The sequence below is a fragment of the Pseudomonas sp. Snoq117.2 genome, from assembly GCF_900110545.1.
Taxonomy (GTDB): Bacteria; Pseudomonadota; Gammaproteobacteria; order Pseudomonadales; family Pseudomonadaceae; genus Chryseomonas; species Chryseomonas benzopyrenica.
Map to the genome: position 1 here is coordinate 257,783 of NZ_FOED01000002.1, position 17,005 is coordinate 274,787.

The following is a 17,005-nucleotide window of genomic DNA, read 5'->3' on the forward strand; positions in this document are numbered from 1 at the left end:
GCCGGTTTCGCTGCCCTGCCCGCCTCGCTTGCCCTGCTCTAGGCCAGGCGACTGGACCAGGTCGCCGTCTCGCTCTAAGGCGCAGTGCTTTTCTCGCGCTGGAGCGTCCTCTCATCCAGTCGGCTTGCCGATCAGCGGCAGAGGCTTTTCTGCCCGAAGCGCGCCCGCCACACTCTGGCGTTTTTCGCGGTCCAACCCTCCCGTGACCGCTTTCGCCGAGGATTTCCAGCAAGATGAGTGAGGTACCCCTGGCCACGCTGACCCGCGCAGAGCTCGAAGCCGAAGTTCTGCGCCTGCGTGCCGCCCTGCAGCCTGCCGCGCCCCGCTCCAGCAAGGCTCGTAGTCGCGCGGTGCTGGAAAGCACTACCCAATTCGCCATCGTGGTCAGCGACCGTCAGGGGCGCATCACCGATTGGAATCCGGGTGCCGAGCAGGTCATGGGCTGGAGCGCTCGGGAGATGATCGGCGAGCAAGCCTCGCGTTTCTTCACCCCCGAAGACCGCGCCAACCATCGCGCCGAATACGAGATGGCCAAGGCCCTGAGGGACGGCAGCGCCCTAGACGAGCGCTGGCACCTGCGCCAGGACGGCCAGCGCTTCTGGGCCTCGGGGGAGATGATGGCCCTCACCGACGAAGACGGGGAGCCCCTGGGCTTCGTCAAGATCCTGCGCGATCGCACCGTCGAACACCTGGCGGGCCTGGCGCTCAAGGAAACCCAGGAGCGCTATCGCCTGGTGGCCGAAGCCACCAACGACGCCATCTGGGATTGGGACTTCAACAGTGGCCAGGTCCTGTGGAACGAAGCCCTGACCACGGCCTATGGTCACCTGCCGGAAACCGTGGAACCCACTGGCAGCTGGTGGCTCGGCCAGATCCACCCGGACGACCGCGCACGGATCGATGCTTCCATCCACGGGGTGATTGATGGCGACGGCGTGGTCTGGACCGACGAGTACCGCTTCCTGCGGGCCGACGGCTCCTACGCCCTGGTGTTCGATCGCGGCCGGGTGATCCGCGACAGCTACGGCCGCCCGACGCGGATGATCGGCGCCATGCTGGACATGAGCCAACTGCAGACCGCCGAAACCGCCCTGCGCAAGAGCGAGGAACGCTTTCGCGCCATCATCGAGACCATCGGCTCGGCCTTCGCCATCGTCCAGGTCAAGTTCGACGCCGACGACAAGCCCATCGACTACCGCTTCCTGGAGGCCAACCCGGCCTTCGAACGCCAAGCCGGGGTCAACCTGCGCGGCAAGTGGGTGACCGAATTCGCCCCCAACCTGGAACGGTTCTGGTTCGATACCTACGGCCACGTGGCCAAGACCGGCGAGCCGGCGACCTTCGAGAACTACGCCAACACCTTCGAGCGCTGGTTCGATGTCCGCGCCGTGCGGGTGGGCGATCCCGACGAACGCCAGATCGCCATCCTCTTCAGCGACGTGACCGAGCGGCGCAACGCCGAGGAACGGCTGCGCATCAGCGAGGCCCTGGCGCGGGAAAACATCGAGCGGGTGCAGCTGGCTCTGTCCGCTGGCGCCATCATCGGCACCTGGCACTGGGACCTGCCCACCGACCGATTCACCGTGGACGAGGCCTTCGCCACGGTCTTCGGCCTCGACCCGCGCCTGGGTCGCGAAGGTCTGAGCCTGGCCCAGGTGGTGACCAACGTCCATCCCGACGACAAGGACGGTCTCGCCCACGCCATCGACGTCGTGATCGCCCAGGGCGGTCCCTTCGCCCACCAGTACCGGGTACGGCGCGCCGATGGCCGCTACTATTGGATCGAGGCCAATGGCCGGGTCGATCACGCCGCCGACGGCACCCCGCTGCACTTTCCCGGGGTGCTCATCGACGTCGAGGAGCGGCGAGCCATCGAAGCCGAGCGGGACAAGGCCCTGGCCGCCCTGCGGACCCTCAACGAGACCCTGGAGATCCGGGTCGCCGAACGCTCGGCCGAGTTGATGCAGGCCGAGGAAAAGCTGCGCCAGTCGCAGAAGATGGAGGCGGTCGGCCAGTTGACCGGCGGCCTCGCCCACGACTTCAACAACCTGCTGGCCGGCATCTCCGGTGCCTTGGAGTTGATGGAGACGCGCATCGCCCAGGGACGGCTGCGCGAACTCGATCGCTATCTGGTGGCCGCCCAGGGCGCCGCCAAGCGCGCCGCCGCCCTCACCCACCGACTGCTGGCCTTCTCCCGGCGCCAGACCCTGGCGCCACGCCCGGTGGACGTCAACCAGCTGATCGATGGCCTCACCGAACTCATCCAGCGCACCGTGGGTCCTGGCATCCAGGTGGAAACCGTCGGCGCCGCCGGCCTCTGGCCCGCCCTGGTGGACCCCAGCCAGTTGGAGAATTCGCTGCTCAATCTCTGCATCAATGCCCGCGACGCGATGCCCAAGGGCGGTCGCATCACCATCGAAACCGCCAATCGCTGGATGGATCGTGAAATCGCCCGCGCTCAGGACCTGCCGGAAGGCCAATACCTGTCGCTGTGCGTGACCGATACCGGGGTGGGCATACCGCCCGAGGTCGCCGCCCGGGTGTTCGAACCCTTCTTCACCACCAAGCCCATCGGCCAGGGCACCGGCCTGGGCCTGTCGATGATCTATGGCTTCGCTCGTCAGTCAGGCGGCCAGGTGCGGCTCTACTCCGAAGTCGGCCAGGGCACCACCCTGTGCATCTACCTGCCGCGCTACCTGGGCGAGGCACCGGCCGCCGAAGGCCTGGCCACCCGCCTGGACGTGGCCGGTACCAGCCAGGGCGAAACGGTGCTGATCGTCGACGACGAGCCGACGGTGCGGATGCTGGTCATGGATATTCTCGAAGACCTCGGCTACGCGGTGATCGAAGCGGCCGACAGCCTGACGGGTCTGAAGATTCTGCAATCGGACGTGCACCTTGACCTGTTGATCACCGACGTCGGCCTGCCCGGCGGCATGAACGGGCGGCAGATGGCCGATGCGGGGCGCCAGTCACGCCCGGGGCTCAAGACGCTGTTCATCACCGGCTATGCCGAGAACGCCGCCATCGGCAATGGCCATCTGGATCCCGGCATGGAGATCCTCACCAAGCCCTTCGCCGTCGATGCCCTGGCGGCGCGGGTGCGCGAGATGATGGGTGCGGTCTAGAAGCTGGCGCCGAGCTTCAGCGCCACGGTATAGCCCTCTGCCCGGTTGCGCGCCTCGAATTCCTTGTAGGCGTGCAGCCAGATGGCCGGTAGCCCCGAGGTGGGCTCGAAGAAGCTGAGCGCCGGCCCCAGTGCCAGCGTCCGGGCACGGTTGCCGCGGGTCAGGCCGGGGGCGTCGTCGTCGCTGAGCTGGCGGTAGTAGTAGCCGCCCAGGCCCGCGGTCCAGGGGCCGAAATGCTGGCCGACGGCGAATTCGTGGCGATACTCCACCCCGCTGCGATAGTCGGTGGCCGCGTTGCGGGCATTGAGGTCGACCTGGAAGCTGGACGACAGCTCCAGTCCGCTCGGGCTGATATAGCTGGCGTTGAGGATCGGCGAGACCGTCCAGTGGTTGGTCCCGGGGCTGACCAGGCGATCCTTGTCGTAGTCGCCGGTAGGTGCCTGGATCGACAGCTGGGTGTTGATGCCGACGCCAGGCGCTGGCTCCCAGGCGAGGATCAGCGGAATCAGCTGCAGATCGGCCGGGCGGAACAGCTCGGCGCTGTCGCTGAACACGCGCTGGCCGCCGGCGTTGATGCCGAGATCGGCGTCCATGCGAAAGAACACCGAGACCGCGCCGAAGCCGTAGCGCGCACCGAACAGCTGCTGGTCGGTCATGCGCAGGTAGGCCAGGCCGATGGCCAGGACGTTGATGTTGAAATCGTTGCCATCGTCCTTGCCATGGCTGTCCTTGATCACCCGTGCCTGATAGTCGCTGAAGCGCAGGCCGACCGTACCGAAGGGCGTCGACGGCGGCATGAAGCCGGCGCCGAAGTCCTGCACCCCGGCCGCGGTGGTCGGCATGCCCTTTTCGGTGGCGTGGGTGGTGGCGGCCAGCGCGGCGAGCGACAGGACGGCGGCGCGAGTCAGCATTCCGGGCAGAGACGGCATGGCAGGATTCCTCAGGGCATTCGAGCGGGCGAGCGAGGCCTCACCGGGCACGGGCGGCGCCCAGTCTTGGCATAGGGGATCGGGGGAGGATCAGTCCGGCGCGGCGGCGACCTGTTGGGCGATCTGCGCCTTGCGGTTGACGCCGAGCTTCTCGTAGATGCGCCTCAGGTGATGGCGGACCGTGGCCGGCGCCATGCCCAGGCTGCGGGCGACTTCCTTGTAGGTCTGGCCCAGGGCGAAGCACTGGGCCACTTCCAGTTCTCGGGCGCTGAGGCGTTCCGCCGAACTGCGCCGACGCGCCTTGAGCAGCAGCAGATCGCCCAGCGGCTGGGCATCGAGCTGCAGGGTGCGGCCCTGGTAGGTGCCCTGAGGATCGCAGGCGGGCGGCAGGCGATTGCCCTGCCAACCCTCCCACTCGCCGGCCAGCAGGGCGGCGAAGCCGGGCTCCATGGACAGCAGCACGCCATAGCGATCGCACACCGCCAGGGCCGTTTCGTCGAAACTGCCCTGGCTGTCTCTCAGGGTCGCCAGGGTGCGCAGGCAACTCTCGCGCTCGGCATGCAGCAGGTGCGGCATCAGCCATTCCACCAGCTGGCATTCGAGGGCGGTGAAGGGGGCGGCGGGATCCTCGCGGAACAGGGTGAGGTGCACGCCCAGGCGGGTCTGGTCGTCGGTGAGCACGATGCGCAGGCCATGCGCCAGTCCATACCGCTGCCCCAGGGCGGCCAGGGCCGGCGCGGCCCTCTGGTCCCGGCAATCGAACAGCTGACAGCGGCCCTGCTCCTGATGCAGGTCGCCAAGGGCGTGGTCCTCGGCCTTGAGGGCATCCCATTCCTGGGTATAGCTGCCAGGCAGCCCCAACAGGAAGGTGCTGTGCGCCACGGGGACGCCGTCGCGCCAGGCGGAGTTGCCCCACCAGGCCTTGTCGAAGGCGACCAGGCGCTGCAGCTGCTCCAGTGCCTGGGCATGGAATTCGGTGATGGCCCCGCCACGCAGGCGGGCCTGCAGCGCCAGGACGACCTGGCTGAAGCGAGCGACCACCGCACTGGGCACGCTGCAGGAAACGACGGCTGACTGATCCATGCTACCCCCATTGTTTTGATTGTCTTTGGGTAGGATGCCGGCCCCCTGACGGGGCCTGGCTTGGGTCCGAGTCTACCGTACCGCTGCGGCGCGCCTATCGTTCAGATGCAGGATAGGCCGCCCTCTGCTACCCGCGCGTCCGCGCAACGGCCGCGCGCGAACCGGGGTCCAACGCCGGTCGCCATCGTTCATCTGATCGATAGACCCGCCCAAAGTCTGCGGCGAGGCTGGCGGCGACCCGGCGTCCATCCTGGCGCCCGGGACCACAGGAGAAGCCCCATGCCCGACGTCTTCGCGCGCCTCACTCCCGAGGTTGCCGGCCTGCTGGCGCAGCTGGCCGCCCACCCGCAGCCGCCGCTGGACAGCCTCACCCCGGCGCAGGCGCGCGCCGCCTATGTGCAGCTGAATCGCGCCCTCGGCCTGCCGCCGGCGCCGGTGACGCGGGTGGACGAACTCAGCGCTCCCGGTCCGCTCGGCCCCATCCCGCTGCGCCTCTACCGCCCCTATGCGGAAGACGATCGACCGCGCCCGCTGGTGGTCTATCTGCACGGCGGTGGCTGGGTGATCGGCGACCTGGACAGCCATGATTCGCTCTGCCGCCAGATCGCCCTGGGCACCGGCTTTGCGGTGCTGGCGGTGCACTATGCTCTCGCCCCCGAGCATCCGGCACCGGCGAGCCCCGACGATGTGCTGGCCGCCCTGCACTGGCTGGCCCAGGCCGGCAGCGCCCTGAATCTCGATCTCGACCGCGTCGCCGTGGCCGGCGACAGCGCCGGCGGCGGCCTGGCGGCCATGGCTGCCCTGCACCTGCGCGAAGGACCGCTCCGGCTCAAGGCCCAGGTGCTGATCTATCCCGGCGTCGACAACACGCCCGACGCCTGGAACCACCCCTCGCGCATCGAGAATGCCGAGGTCCCGCCCCTGACCCGGCCGATGATGGATTACTTCTCCGGGATGTATCTGCGGGACGTGGATACCCGCGATCCGCGGGTGTCACCCCTCCATGCCCCCTCCCACGCCGACCTGCCGCCGGCGCTGATCTTTGGCGCCGAATGCGACGCCCTGCGCGATGACGCCCGCCTCTACGCCCAGACGCTGATCGGCGCCGGCAACGCCGTGGAGTACCACGAGTTGCCGGGCATGATCCATGGCTTCATCGAGATGCTCGGGGTGCTGCCAGGCGTGCGCTTGACCCTGACGCGGATGAACGCCTTTCTACGCGAGCATCTGCAGCACGAGGCCTAGGGCCGCCCGCGCCGGTCAGATCCGGCCGAACCAGTGCAGCACCAGCCGGTAGAGATGCTCCGGCCAGCGTGACCACCAGCCGGCCTGCTCCACCGCCTCTAGGGCTACCAGCGGCCGGGTCTGCAGGATGCGCTCGCCAGCCACCAGCTCCAGGCGCCCGACCACCGCGCCCTGAGCGATGGGCGCCACCAGCGGCTCCTCCAGCACCAGCCGACGCTCGGGCGGCTGCTGACCCTTGGGGCGGGTCAGCACCACGTCCTGGGTCACCCCCACCGGCAAGGTCGACTGCTCGCCTTCCCAGATCGCCGGGGTACCCAGGGCGACGCCGGCCTGGTCCAGGGTCTGGTTCTCGAAGAAGCGATAGCCGTAGGTCAGCAGCTTCTGGGTATCCGCCGCGCGGTTGTTGATGGAGTTGGAGCCGAACACCGCGGTGATCAGCCGGCGCCCATCGCGCAGTGCCGAGGTCACCATGCAATAGCCGGCCGCCTCGGTATGACCGGTCTTGAGACCATCCACGCTGTGATCGCGCCAGAGCAGCAGATTGCGATTGGGCTGGCGGATACCGTTCCAGGTGAAGTACTTCTTGGCATAGAGCTCATAGTAGGCCGACTCGTCCTGGATGATGGCCCGCGCCAGCAGCGCCATGTCGTAGGGCGAGGAAAAGTGTTCGGGGTCGGGTAGCCCGGTGGGATTCATGAAGTGGCTGTCGTGCAGGCCCAGGCGCTGCGCGGTGGCGTTCATCAGGCTGGCGAAGCTCTCGTTGCTGCCGGCGATGTGCTCGGCCAGGGCCACGCTGGCGTCGTTGCCCGAATCGATGACGATGCCCTGCAGCAGATCATGCACCGACACCGGGGTGCGCGGATCGAGAAACATCCGCGAGCCCTCGGTGCGCCAGGCGTGCTCGCTGACGGTGACCTGATCGTCGGCCTTGAGCTGGCCGGCCTGGATATCACGGGTCGCCACATAGACGGTCATCAGCTTGGTCAGGCTGGCCGGCGGCAGGTGCTCGTGGGAATCCTCCTCGGCGATCACCTGGCCGGTGGTGGCATCCATCAGCACCCAGGCCTTGGCCGAGAGCTGGGGTGGCGAGGGAATGAGCACATTGGCGGCGGGCGCAGCGGCGGGCGCAGCGGCGGGCGCAGCGGCGGGCGCGGCCTCGACCTGGCCGAGCCAGGCGAGACCCAGGGCGGCGAGACCGAGGCAGAGCAAGGGGTGTTTCACGGGCGACGGATCCGGTGTGGCAGTGGGGCCCGCCATCCTGGGAGCGCCCTGCCCCGGTCTCAAATGAAGGAAAGTGAAGAAAAATTTAGGAAGCCGCGCCTCAGCCGGCGCTGTTGATGACCACCCGGGCGCCCACCGGCTCGGCCGCTTCGATGCTCAGGCTGAAACCATGCAGGCGGACGATGGCCGCCACCAGCGACAGGCCCAGGCCGTAGCCCGGCTGTTGGCGACTGGCATCGCCGCGATAGAGCCGCCGCAGCACACTCTCGCGCTCGGCTTCGGGAATGCCGGGGCCGTCGTCGATCACCTCGATGCGCACCGCCAGGCCGACGCCGCGCGCCACCAGCCGCACCCGTCCCCCCGCGGGGGCGAACTTGAGGGCGTTGTCGAGCAGATTGACCAGCGCCTCGAACAGCAACTCGGCGTCGCCCTGCACCTCCGGCAACGCCTCGCCCAGTTCCAGGCTCAGGGTCTGGGCCTTTTCCTGGGCCAGGGGCTCGTAGAAGTCATGGGCCTGGCGCAGCAGCGCGGCCAGGTCCAGGGGCGCGAAGGCCATGCGCCGTCGGGTGTCCTCCAGTTCGGAGATGCGCAGCAGGCCCTGGAAGCGCGACATGATGGCCTCGGTCTCGGCCAGCGCCTCGCCAAGGCTGTCGGCCTGGGGTTCGGCCAGCGGCAGCTGCTGCAGCTGGTGCAGGCGCGCCCGCAGCCGCGTCAGCGGGGTGCGCAGGTCATGGGCGATGCCGTCGCAGACCCCCTTCACCTCGTGCATCGAGCGCTCCAGCTGCGCCAGGGTGGTGTTGACCGCGTCGGCCAGCATGTCCAGTTCGTCGTGCCGCGGTGACAGCGGCAGCCGCTCCTCCAGATGACCGGCGACGATCCGCTCCAGGCTGCGTTGCAGTCGCTCGACGCGCCGCAGCGGGCGCCGCCGCAACAGGTGCCAGCCGATCAGCCCGGGAATCAAGGTCAGCGACAGCCCCCAGAACAGCGCCTGGCCGATGATGCCGCCCACCGCCGAAATGGAACCGCCGTCGCGGGCCAGCACCAGGATGCGGCCGTCCGCGCGGCGCTGCAGAAAGGCATGGCTGCTGCGCGTCTGGTCCAGGGCGTCGGAGGTCCGGAGTCCCCGCTGCAGGTAGTGCACCCGGCCATCGTCCGGCAGGTTGCGCAAGAGCTTGACCAGGTTGCCGGCGACATAGCGGCCATCGGCTTCGAACAGGCCGTAGGCGTCGATACCGGGCATGGAATAGACCTCGCTGGCCTGCAGCTCGCCCAGCAGGTCGGCATCCGCCACCTTGCCGTAGTAGTGCGCCCGCTGCAGCAGGGTGCGCTCCGCCACGGCACCCAGATAGCCGGAGATCTGCCAGTAGAGCACCCCGGTGAAGACCGCACCCCAGGCCACGAAGAGCAGCGCATAGAGCGCCAGCAGGCGACTGCTCCCCGAGCGCCAGCGCCTGCCGGCCCTAGTCCGGGACGACGAGGACATAGCCGGCTCCGCGGACGGTATGCACCAGCGGCCGCCCCGCCCGCTCGATCTTGCGTCTCAGCCGCCCCATGTGCACGTCGATGATGTTGGTGCCCGGATCGAAGTGATAGCCCCAGACCTGCTCGAAGAGCATGGTGCGGGTCACCAGTTGGCCGGCGTTGCGCATCAGGTAGGTGAGGATCTTGAATTCGGTGGGCAACAGGGCGATGGCCTCGCCGGCGCGGGTCAGGGTGTTCTCGATCAGGTCCAGGGTAAGCTCGCCCACCCGCAGCTGGTGACTGGCGGACTGGGCCACCGGCCGCCTGAGCAGTGCCTCCAGACGGGCCATCATCTCCACCAGGGAAAAGGGCTTGGTCAGGTAGTCGTCACCGCCGCATCTCAGGCCGCGGACGCGCTCGTCGACATCGGACAGGGCGCTGAGCATCAGCACCGGGGTGGCGATGCCGAGGCCACGCAGGGTGCTGACGATGGTCAGGCCGTCGAAATCCGGCAGCATGCGGTCGAGGGTGATGATGTCGTGGCCGCCGGCGATGGCCGCGGCCAGGCCGTCGCGGCCGGTGCGTTCCCAGCGCACCTGATAGTCTTGCGCCTGCAATTCGCTGGCGATGGCGTGAGCGGTCACCTCGTCGTCTTCGATGACCAAAGCCTGGGTCATAGCGGCCTCTGGATCTGGCGCCCGGTCTGGCGGACCGGACACCCTAGGGAAAACCACCAGGCCGGTAAACTAAATTTTTCTTCATTCGGACTAACGCGCTCCCGCCTCGCCCGCGGTCTATCGTCGGTCTTTTCACCCTGGAGTCATCACCATGTTTCGACGTTTGCCCACCCTCGCCTTCGGCGCCCTGCTGCTGGCTTCCACGCCGCTGCTGGCGGCGCAACCCGCCACCACCCTCACGGTGCTGAGTTCGGGCGGGATCATGGGCGCCATCCGCGAGGTCGCGCCGGCCTATGAAAAGGCCACCGGCGTGAAACTGGACATCGCCGCCGCGCCGTCCATGGGCGACACGCCCCAGGCCATCCCCCAGCGCCTGGCCCGCAACGAGCCGGCCGACGTGGTGCTGATGGTGGGTTCGGCGCTGGACAAGCTGGTCGCCAACGGCCAGGCGCTCAAGGACAGCCGCGTCGACCTGGGCCAGTCGTTCATCGCCCTGGCGGTGCGCAAGGGCGCGCCCAAGCCGGACATCTCCACCATGGACGCCTTCAAGCAGAGCCTGGAGAACGCCCAGTCGGTGGCCTATTCTGACAGCGCCAGCGGCGTCTACCTGGCGCACATCCTGTTCCCGCGCATGCAGCTGAGCGATGCTTTCAAGGCCAAGGCGCGCATGATCCCCGCCGAGCCGGTGGGCGAAGTCGTCGCCCGCGGTGACGCGCAGCTGGGCTTCCAGCAACTGAGCGAATTGAAGCCCGTGCAAGGCATCGACATCGTCGGCCTGATCCCCGACCAGGCGCAGAAGATGACCCTCTATTCCGGCGCCGTGGTCAGCAAGAGCACGCACCCGGATGCGGCCCGCGCCCTGCTGCAGTACCTGGCCTCGAAGGACGCCGCCAAGGCCATCCAGGACAGCGGCCTCAAGCCCATCCCCGCGCAGTGAACCCCAGGGGAGTCGCCCTCGCGACTCCCCTCCTCCCCTCTGCTACCAGAGCGCCAGGTCGTAGGTCAGGTACAGGCGATTGCTGTCCCGACCACGGGCGAAGTCGGCGCGATAGACATAGTTGCGCAGCTTGACCCCGAACCCCTTGAGCGAGCCCTTGGGCACCACGTAGGCCAGTTCCACATCGCGTTCCCACTCGTGCAGGCCTTCGCTGCCGGAGCGACTGTTTTCGCCGCTGATGTAGCGGGTCATGAAGGTCAGCCCGGGCAGCCCCAGCGTCTTGAAGTCGTAGACGTAGCTGAGCAGCCAGGTCTTCTCGTCTTCCTCGATGAACTTGCCGATGCCGACGTTGCTGAAGGAATAGACGGTGGCACCGCTGATGTAAGGCAGGCCGGCATCCCCGCTGAGCTTTTGCAACCCCGCGCCGACCGTATGGCCGCTGTGGGAATAGGTCAGTTGGCCGCTGAGCATGTCGTTGTCGATCTTGCCCGCGTAGGCCGCGCCCGTATCGCGACTCTTGAAGTAACGCAGGTCGCCCGTCAGCACGCCCCCTGCCAGCGGCAGGTCATGCTGGAGGCCAGCGAAATCCTGGCGATAGAAGTTGTTCAGCTCACCGTGGAAGTAGCTGAGCCTCAGGCTCTTACTCACCTGGTACTCGGCACCGCCGTAGCTGAAATTGCCGGACTGGCTGCCGCCGTAGCCGTCGGGAAAGAGGCCGTTGCTGTCGGTGGAATCGCGCAGCTTGAAGCGATCGAGGTGGGTCAGGGTCAGCGTCAGGCCCTGGATGTCGTCACTGGTGACCTGGGTGCCCTGGTAGGTCTGGGGCAGCAGGCGGGCATCGTTGTAGACCAGCACCGGGGTCTTGGGCAACAGGGTGCCGTGCTTGACCACCGTCTTGCCCAGCCGCGCCTTGGCGGTGGCGCCGAAGGCGCTGGCCTCCGCCGCCGCCCGCCCGTCGCTGTGCACCGGCAACAATCCAGTACCACTACGCCCGCGCCCGGAGTCCAGGCGCACGCCCAGCAGGCCGAGAGCGTCCAGGCCGAAGCCAAGGGTGCGCTGGGTGAAGCCCGAGCGGTAGTCCAGCAGGAACCCCTGAGCCCACTCGGTGCGCTCGCTCTTGGCCGTGGCAGCGGCGCGCGCGCTCAGGCCCTGTTCGTCGCGGAAGTTCTCGTTGAAGTAGACGTTGCGCAGTTGCAGCTTGAGCTTGCTGTCTTCGAGGAAGCCGGCGGCGTCGGCGAAGGGCATACAGGCGCACAGGGCGGCGCAACCCGCGCCACCCTTGAGGAGTTGGGACATGAGGGCGTCTCTTGTTGTTTTTGGAGTGGGATTGCAGCGGGCGGGCACGACCATGCCCGCCCGCCAGGAGGATCAGACGAAGAAGGAGATGGCGCCGGTGAGCAGTGCGATGGCGGTGATGACCAGGGAGGTCAGTACCGCCCATTTGACGGTGGCCTTCTGGAAATCGCCGATGTCGCGGTCGACCATGCCCACCAGCAGCAGCGTCGAGGCCACCAGCGGACTCATCAGGTGCACCGGCTGGCCGAGCACCGAGGCGCGGGCGATCTCCACCGGATCGATCCCATAGGCCGCGGCGGCATTGGCCAGGATGGGCACCACACCGAAGTAGTAGGCATCGTTGGACAGCACGAAGGTCAGCGGCATGCTGGTGATGGCCACCACCAGCGGGAACCAGTGGCCCCAGGCCGGCGGAATCCAGTCGACCAGGGTCTGGGCCAGGGCATCGACCATCTTGGTGCCGGAAAAGATGCCGGCGAAGATGCCCGCGGCGAACACCAGCAGCACCACGGTCATGGCGTTGCCCGAGTGCGCCAGGATGCGCTCCTTCTGCAACTCCAGCTGCGGGTAGTTGATCATCAGCGCCAGCACGAAGCCGATCATGAACAGGATGGCCGCGTGCATCACGCCCATGACCAGGGCGGTCATCACCGCGATCACCAGCACCAGATTGACGTAGGCCAGGCGGGGGCGCTTGTTCGGCGAGTCACCGAGGATCTCCTCGATATAGCACTTGCCGCCCGCCGCCCCGCCGCTTTCCAGGGCAACGTTGCCGATGCGCGCGCGCTCGCGGCGACCGAGCAGGAAGGCGGTGAAGACCACCCAGGCCGCCCCGCCGATCACCGTGGGCAGCATGGGAATGAAGTAGGCGGTGGCGTCCAGCCCCAGCGCGGCGATGGCGCGGGTGGCCGGGCCGCCCCAGGGACTCATGCCGCTCATGATGCTCAGCGAGAGCATGGAGACGGTCGCCAGCACCATGGGATTCATGCCGATGCGCTTGTACAGCGGCAGCATGGCCGCGCAGGTGATCATGTAGGTGGTGGTGCCGTCGCCGTCCAGGGCCACCAGCAGCGAGAGCAGCGCGGTGCCGATGGCGATCTTCACCGGGTCGCCGTTGACCCGCTTGAGGATCTTGCGGATCAGCGGATCGAACAGTCCGGCATCGATCATCAGGCCGAAGAAGAGGATGGCGAACAGCAGCAGCGCCGCCGAGGGCGCCACCATCTTCAGGCCGTCGAGCATCATCTTGCCGGTGGTGGGGGCGAAGCCACCGATGAGGGCGAAGACGATGGGCACCACGGTGAGCGCCACGATGGGCGACAGACGTTTGCTCATGATCAGGTAGGTGAAGGTCACCACCATGATCAGACCGAGAAGCGCGAGCATAGGCATATCCCTTGTTCTTGTCGTGTGCCTGGCCAGACGCAGGCCAGCCGATCCCCGCCTCCGGCCAGCTGACGGCGCGGAGGTGGGACTGCAGCGGTAGCGGGGTTTAAACGATCAGGCGTGGGGACGAACGTCCGGTGCCGTCCACTCGGCGGCCTCGGGCAGCGCCAGGGGTTCGGCCTTGCCGGTTTCCAGGGCGCGCATCAGCTGCTCGCGATCGCAGGCGTCCTCGCCCAGCGCGATCACCACCGTGGCCACGGCGTTGCTGGCCAGGCTGGTCAGGGCGCGGGCCTCGGACATGAAGCGGTCGATGCCGATGAGCAGCGCCAGACCGGCCAGGGGAATGTCATGGATCACGGTGAGGGTCGAGGCCAGGGCGACGAAGCCGCTGCCGGTCACCCCTGCCGCACCCTTGGAGGACAGCAGCATGATCGCCAGCATGGTCAGGGTCTGGCCGATGGTGAGGTCGATGTTGCAGGCCTGGGCGATGAAGACCGCGGCCAGCGACAGGTAGATGGCGGTGCCATCCAGATTGAAGGAGTAGCCGGTGGGCAGCACCAGGCCGACCACGCCCTTCTTGCAGCCCAGGCCTTCGAGCTTCTGCAGCATGCGCGGCAGCACCGGCTCGGTGGACGAGGTGCCGAGCACCACCAGGAATTCCTCGCGGAAGTAGCGCAGCAGCTTCCATAGGCTGAAGCCGCGCGAGCGGCACAGCGCGCCCAGCACCACGAAGACGAAGAAGGCGCAGGCGATGTAGAGGGTGGCGATCAGCTTGGCCAGGGAACCCAGCGAGGTGATGCCGTACTGGCCGACGGTAAAGGCCAGGGCGCCAAAGGCACCCACCGGCGCGAAGCGCATCAGGTAGCCGAAGATGCGGAAGACCATCTGGGAGGCCGACTCCAGCACGTCCAGCACCGGCCGACCGCGCTCGCCCATGGCGGACAGCGCGAAGCCGCACAGCACGGCGATGAACAGCACCGGCAGCACCTCACCCTTGTTGAACGCCCCCATGAAGGTGTCCGGGATGATGTGCATGAAGAAGTCCACCACGCTGAGCTTGGCCGCCGATGCCGTGTACTGGGCGATGCTGGCGGTGCTCAGGGTCGCGGGATCGATGTTCATGCCCACGCCAGGCTGGAACAGATAGACCGCGCCGAGGCCGATGAACAGGCTGATGACGGTGAGCACCAGGAACAGCAGCAGCGTCTTGCCCATCAGCCGACCCAGGGTGCTCTTGTCGGTCATGCCGGCGATGCCGGTGACGATGGTGCAGAACACCACGGGGGCGATCATCATCTTGATCAGCTTGATGAAGGCGTCACCCAGGGGCTTGAGCGCGACGGCCTGTTGCGCCCAGAAGTGACCGACCAGCACCCCGAGGACCACGGCGCAGAGGATCTGGAAGTACAGCGATTTGGCAAGTTTCATGGGGCATCACCGTTTATTGAAGTTGTGCGGATGCGCTGGTGGTTGGGGGGATATCGCTTTAGCTGGCGAGCCTCCGCGCGGTGGGCGCGTACACGTGGCCGGCGAACAGGCGGCGCGCGGTCCGGACGACCGAGGCCTGGATGGTAGTGCCGTCCGCGCCGCCGCGCGACAGCACGACGTCGATCCCGCCGCTGGGATGCTCCAGGCGGACGTCGGTCAGCTCTCGTGCCGACTCGCCGAGCAGCGCCATCACCACCGTTTCCGCGGTGACGCAGGCGGTGGCCAGGCCGATGGAACCGGTAATGGCCAGGGCGCGGTGGCAGCTGTGCGGCATGAAATAGCGCACCTGCAGGGTGCCGCCGTGCTGGGGTGCAGACACCAGTACCGGCTTGGGGATCACCTTGCCGCTGACATCGCCCAGGCCCATGGCCCGGCCGGCCTGCAGCCGCAGGGCTTCCAGCCGCGCCAGCAGCCCGGAGTCGGCGTCCAGCTCGGCCGGGCGCTCGCTGCCGGTCACGCCCAGGTGGCGGGCGTCGACGATCATCATCGGCATGGCCATGTCGATGCAGGTCACCGGCACGCCGTCGAAGACATCGGTAGCCTGGCCGGTGGGAAACAGCTTGCCGGTCTTGCTGCCCACGGCGTCGAGAAAGGTCAGTTGGACCGGTGCCGCGGTGCCGGGCACGCCATCGATGACGGTATCGCCTTCGTAGCGCACCACGCCGCCGGGCGTGTGCACCAGCGAATCGACGAAGCTGTCCGTGTTGAGGTTGCGGATGCGCACCAGGGTCTTGCCGTCTTCAGCGGCGACCAGCCCCTGCTCCACGGCGAAGGGACCCACGGCACACAGCATGTTGCCGCAGTTGGGCGCGGTATCGACGCGGCGCTCGGCGACCATCACCTGGACGAAGAGATAGTCCACGTCGGCATCGGGATGGCTGGACGGGCTGATGATGGCGACCTTGCTGGTCTGGGGGCTACCGCCACCAATGCCGTCGATTTCCAGTTCATGACCGGCACCCATGAGGTCGATCAGCATCTCGTCGCGCTGGACGGGATCGCTGGGCAAGTCGCTGGCGTGGAAGAAGGGGCCCTTGGAGGTGCCACCGCGCATGAGAACGCAGGGAATACGTTGCATGACTGCTGTCTCTTGTTGATCAATAGCGTTTATTGATGTTCTAGGGGCAAGATTGGCAGCCGTAGATAAATCTATCCAATGCAAATATCGTCGCTATTATTCCACTTGGATAATCAATACTCGAGACGCTCGATCAGAGGCTGTTCATGGACTATGAGCTGCAAGATATTCGATCTTTCGTGAAAATCGCCGAACTGGGCAGCTTCCATGAGGCTGCCGACGCCCTGCACCTGTCGCAGCCGGCACTCAGTCGACGCATCAAGAAGCTGGAAGACGGTCTGGGCACCCCCCTGCTCGAACGCACCACCCGTCGCGTCGGTCTCACCAGCGTCGGACGCGATTTCCTACCCAAGGCGCGGCGCCTGCTGGATGACTTCGAGGACTCCATCCTCAGCATCCGCGAGTTGGCCGAACGCCAGACCGGCCAGGTCACCCTGGCCTGCATCCCCACCGCGGCCTTCTATTTTCTGCCCTCGGTGATCCGCCAGTACAACGAGCACTACCCCAAGATCCGCATCCGCCTGCTGGACCTCAGCGCCAACGACGGCCTGGAAGCCGTGCTGCGTGGTGAAGCGGACTTCGGTATCAACATGCTCAGCGGCCAGCACCCGGACATCGAGTTCGTGCCCCTGGTGCAGGAGCAGTTCGTGCTGGCCTGCCGGCGTGACCACGAATTGGCCGGGCGCCCCTCGATCAGCTGGGCCGAGCTGGTCGAGCACCGGCTGATCGGTGTGGGGCGCCTGAGCGGCAACCGGGTGCTGCTCGACCATGCTCTCTCCGCCCGCGGCATCCGCCCCAAGTGGTTCTATGAGGTGCAGCACCTGTCCACCTCCCTGGGCATGGTGGAAGCCGGCCTCGGCGTCTCGGCCATGCCCAGTCTGGCCATGCCGGACGCCGACCACCCGACCCTGGTCAGCGTGCCCCTCAGCGATCCGGAGGTGACCCGGACCCTGGGCCTGGTCTCGCGCCGCGGCGCCTCCCTGTCGCCCGCCGCGGAAAAATTCGTCGCCATCCTGCTCGGTCAGTGGAAGACCGAACAGCCCTAGCTCGCGGCCTGCACACCAGCGCGCCCCGGG

At 67.4% G+C, this 17,005-nt stretch carries 13 protein-coding genes; 4 read left to right on the forward strand and 9 right to left on the reverse strand.

The features are described from left to right. The first annotated feature begins 233 nt into the window (after positions 1-233). Positions 234-3,128, forward strand: a complete 2,895-nt coding sequence (locus BMZ43_RS07120) for a PAS domain-containing hybrid sensor histidine kinase/response regulator (RefSeq protein WP_093251627.1) — start codon at positions 234-236, stop codon at positions 3,126-3,128. On the opposite strand, the gene BMZ43_RS07125 is transcribed toward BMZ43_RS07120, so the two are convergent. After that, the gene (locus tag BMZ43_RS07125; protein ID WP_017641210.1) at positions 3,125-4,039 is read right to left on the reverse strand and encodes a SphA family protein; all 915 of its coding nucleotides are present in this window, start codon (positions 4,037-4,039) and stop codon (positions 3,125-3,127) included. The two genes, BMZ43_RS07120 and BMZ43_RS07125, sit on opposite strands and share 4 nt — an antisense overlap. A gap of 108 nt (positions 4,040-4,147) precedes the next feature. Then, positions 4,148-5,140 carry a helix-turn-helix transcriptional regulator gene (locus BMZ43_RS07130; RefSeq protein ID WP_093251634.1) on the reverse strand — a complete coding sequence of 331 codons (993 nt, stop codon included), beginning with the start codon at positions 5,138-5,140 and terminating at the stop codon, positions 4,148-4,150. A gap of 279 nt (positions 5,141-5,419) precedes the next feature. Between BMZ43_RS07130 and BMZ43_RS07135 the strand changes: the two genes are divergently transcribed. Further along, the gene (locus tag BMZ43_RS07135; RefSeq protein ID WP_093251640.1) at positions 5,420-6,385 is read left to right on the forward strand and encodes an alpha/beta hydrolase; all 966 of its coding nucleotides are present in this window, start codon (positions 5,420-5,422) and stop codon (positions 6,383-6,385) included. Between the two features lie 15 nt (positions 6,386-6,400). On the opposite strand, the gene BMZ43_RS07140 is transcribed toward BMZ43_RS07135, so the two are convergent. The 3 genes from BMZ43_RS07140 to BMZ43_RS07150 form a co-directional block, all read right to left on the reverse strand. Continuing rightward, a complete protein-coding gene (locus BMZ43_RS07140) occupies positions 6,401-7,570 on the reverse strand; it encodes a D-alanyl-D-alanine carboxypeptidase family protein (protein WP_256562905.1) in 1,170 nt (389 codons plus the stop codon). A gap of 136 nt (positions 7,571-7,706) precedes the next feature. After that, positions 7,707-9,089 (reverse strand): sensor histidine kinase, encoded by a 1,383-nt coding sequence (locus tag BMZ43_RS07145; RefSeq protein ID WP_093251651.1) that lies wholly within the window; start codon positions 9,087-9,089, stop codon positions 7,707-7,709. After that, the gene (locus tag BMZ43_RS07150; RefSeq protein ID WP_093251656.1) at positions 9,067-9,744 is read right to left on the reverse strand and encodes a response regulator transcription factor; all 678 of its coding nucleotides are present in this window, start codon (positions 9,742-9,744) and stop codon (positions 9,067-9,069) included. Before BMZ43_RS07150 ends, BMZ43_RS07145 begins: the two co-directional genes overlap by 23 nt. A 151-nt stretch (positions 9,745-9,895) precedes the next feature. On the opposite strand from BMZ43_RS07150, the gene BMZ43_RS07155 reads away from it, so the two are divergent. Continuing rightward, complete coding sequence (locus BMZ43_RS07155; RefSeq protein ID WP_093251664.1) at positions 9,896-10,681, forward strand: substrate-binding domain-containing protein; 786 nt, start codon at positions 9,896-9,898, stop codon at positions 10,679-10,681. Positions 10,682-10,723: 42 nt separating this feature from the next. On the opposite strand, the gene BMZ43_RS07160 is transcribed toward BMZ43_RS07155, so the two are convergent. From BMZ43_RS07160 to BMZ43_RS07175, 4 genes are all read right to left on the reverse strand, one after another. Then, entirely contained in the window at positions 10,724-11,977 is a 1,254-nt protein-coding gene (locus BMZ43_RS07160; protein WP_093251667.1) for an OprD family porin, read from the reverse strand. 72 nt (positions 11,978-12,049) lie between these two features. Further along, on the reverse strand, positions 12,050-13,363 hold the full coding sequence (locus BMZ43_RS07165; protein WP_017641218.1) for a CitMHS family transporter: 1,314 nt from the start codon (positions 13,361-13,363) through the stop codon (positions 12,050-12,052). A gap of 114 nt (positions 13,364-13,477) precedes the next feature. Then, positions 13,478-14,791, reverse strand: coding sequence for a C4-dicarboxylate transporter DctA (gene dctA / locus BMZ43_RS07170; protein ID WP_093251670.1), 1,314 nt, complete (start codon positions 14,789-14,791; stop codon positions 13,478-13,480). A gap of 58 nt (positions 14,792-14,849) precedes the next feature. Beyond that, positions 14,850-15,929, reverse strand: a complete 1,080-nt coding sequence (locus BMZ43_RS07175; protein WP_093251673.1) for a 4-oxalomesaconate tautomerase — start codon at positions 15,927-15,929, stop codon at positions 14,850-14,852. Between the two features lie 146 nt (positions 15,930-16,075). Between BMZ43_RS07175 and BMZ43_RS07180 the strand changes: the two genes are divergently transcribed. After that, complete coding sequence (locus BMZ43_RS07180; RefSeq protein ID WP_093251675.1) at positions 16,076-16,975, forward strand: LysR family transcriptional regulator; 900 nt, start codon at positions 16,076-16,078, stop codon at positions 16,973-16,975. Positions 16,976-17,005 lie beyond the last annotated feature (30 nt).

Coding starts and splice junctions, on each gene's coding strand:
- BMZ43_RS07120 (WP_093251627.1), top strand. CDS start 234: ATGAGTGAGGTACCCCTGGCCACGCTGACCCGCGCAGAGCTCGAAGCC.
- BMZ43_RS07125 (WP_017641210.1), bottom strand. CDS start 4,039: ATGCTGACTCGCGCCGCCGTCCTGTCGCTCGCCGCGCTGGCCGCCACC.
- BMZ43_RS07130 (WP_093251634.1), bottom strand. CDS start 5,140: ATGGATCAGTCAGCCGTCGTTTCCTGCAGCGTGCCCAGTGCGGTGGTC.
- BMZ43_RS07135 (WP_093251640.1), top strand. CDS start 5,420: ATGCCCGACGTCTTCGCGCGCCTCACTCCCGAGGTTGCCGGCCTGCTG.
- BMZ43_RS07145 (WP_093251651.1), bottom strand. CDS start 9,089: ATGTCCTCGTCGTCCCGGACTAGGGCCGGCAGGCGCTGGCGCTCGGGG.
- BMZ43_RS07150 (WP_093251656.1), bottom strand. CDS start 9,744: ATGACCCAGGCTTTGGTCATCGAAGACGACGAGGTGACCGCTCACGCC.
- BMZ43_RS07155 (WP_093251664.1), top strand. CDS start 9,896: ATGTTTCGACGTTTGCCCACCCTCGCCTTCGGCGCCCTGCTGCTGGCT.
- BMZ43_RS07160 (WP_093251667.1), bottom strand. CDS start 11,977: ATGTCCCAACTCCTCAAGGGTGGCGCGGGTTGCGCCGCCCTGTGCGCC.
- BMZ43_RS07165 (WP_017641218.1), bottom strand. CDS start 13,363: ATGCTCGCGCTTCTCGGTCTGATCATGGTGGTGACCTTCACCTACCTG.
- dctA (WP_093251670.1), bottom strand. CDS start 14,791: ATGAAACTTGCCAAATCGCTGTACTTCCAGATCCTCTGCGCCGTGGTC.
- BMZ43_RS07175 (WP_093251673.1), bottom strand. CDS start 15,929: ATGCAACGTATTCCCTGCGTTCTCATGCGCGGTGGCACCTCCAAGGGC.
- BMZ43_RS07180 (WP_093251675.1), top strand. CDS start 16,076: ATGGACTATGAGCTGCAAGATATTCGATCTTTCGTGAAAATCGCCGAA.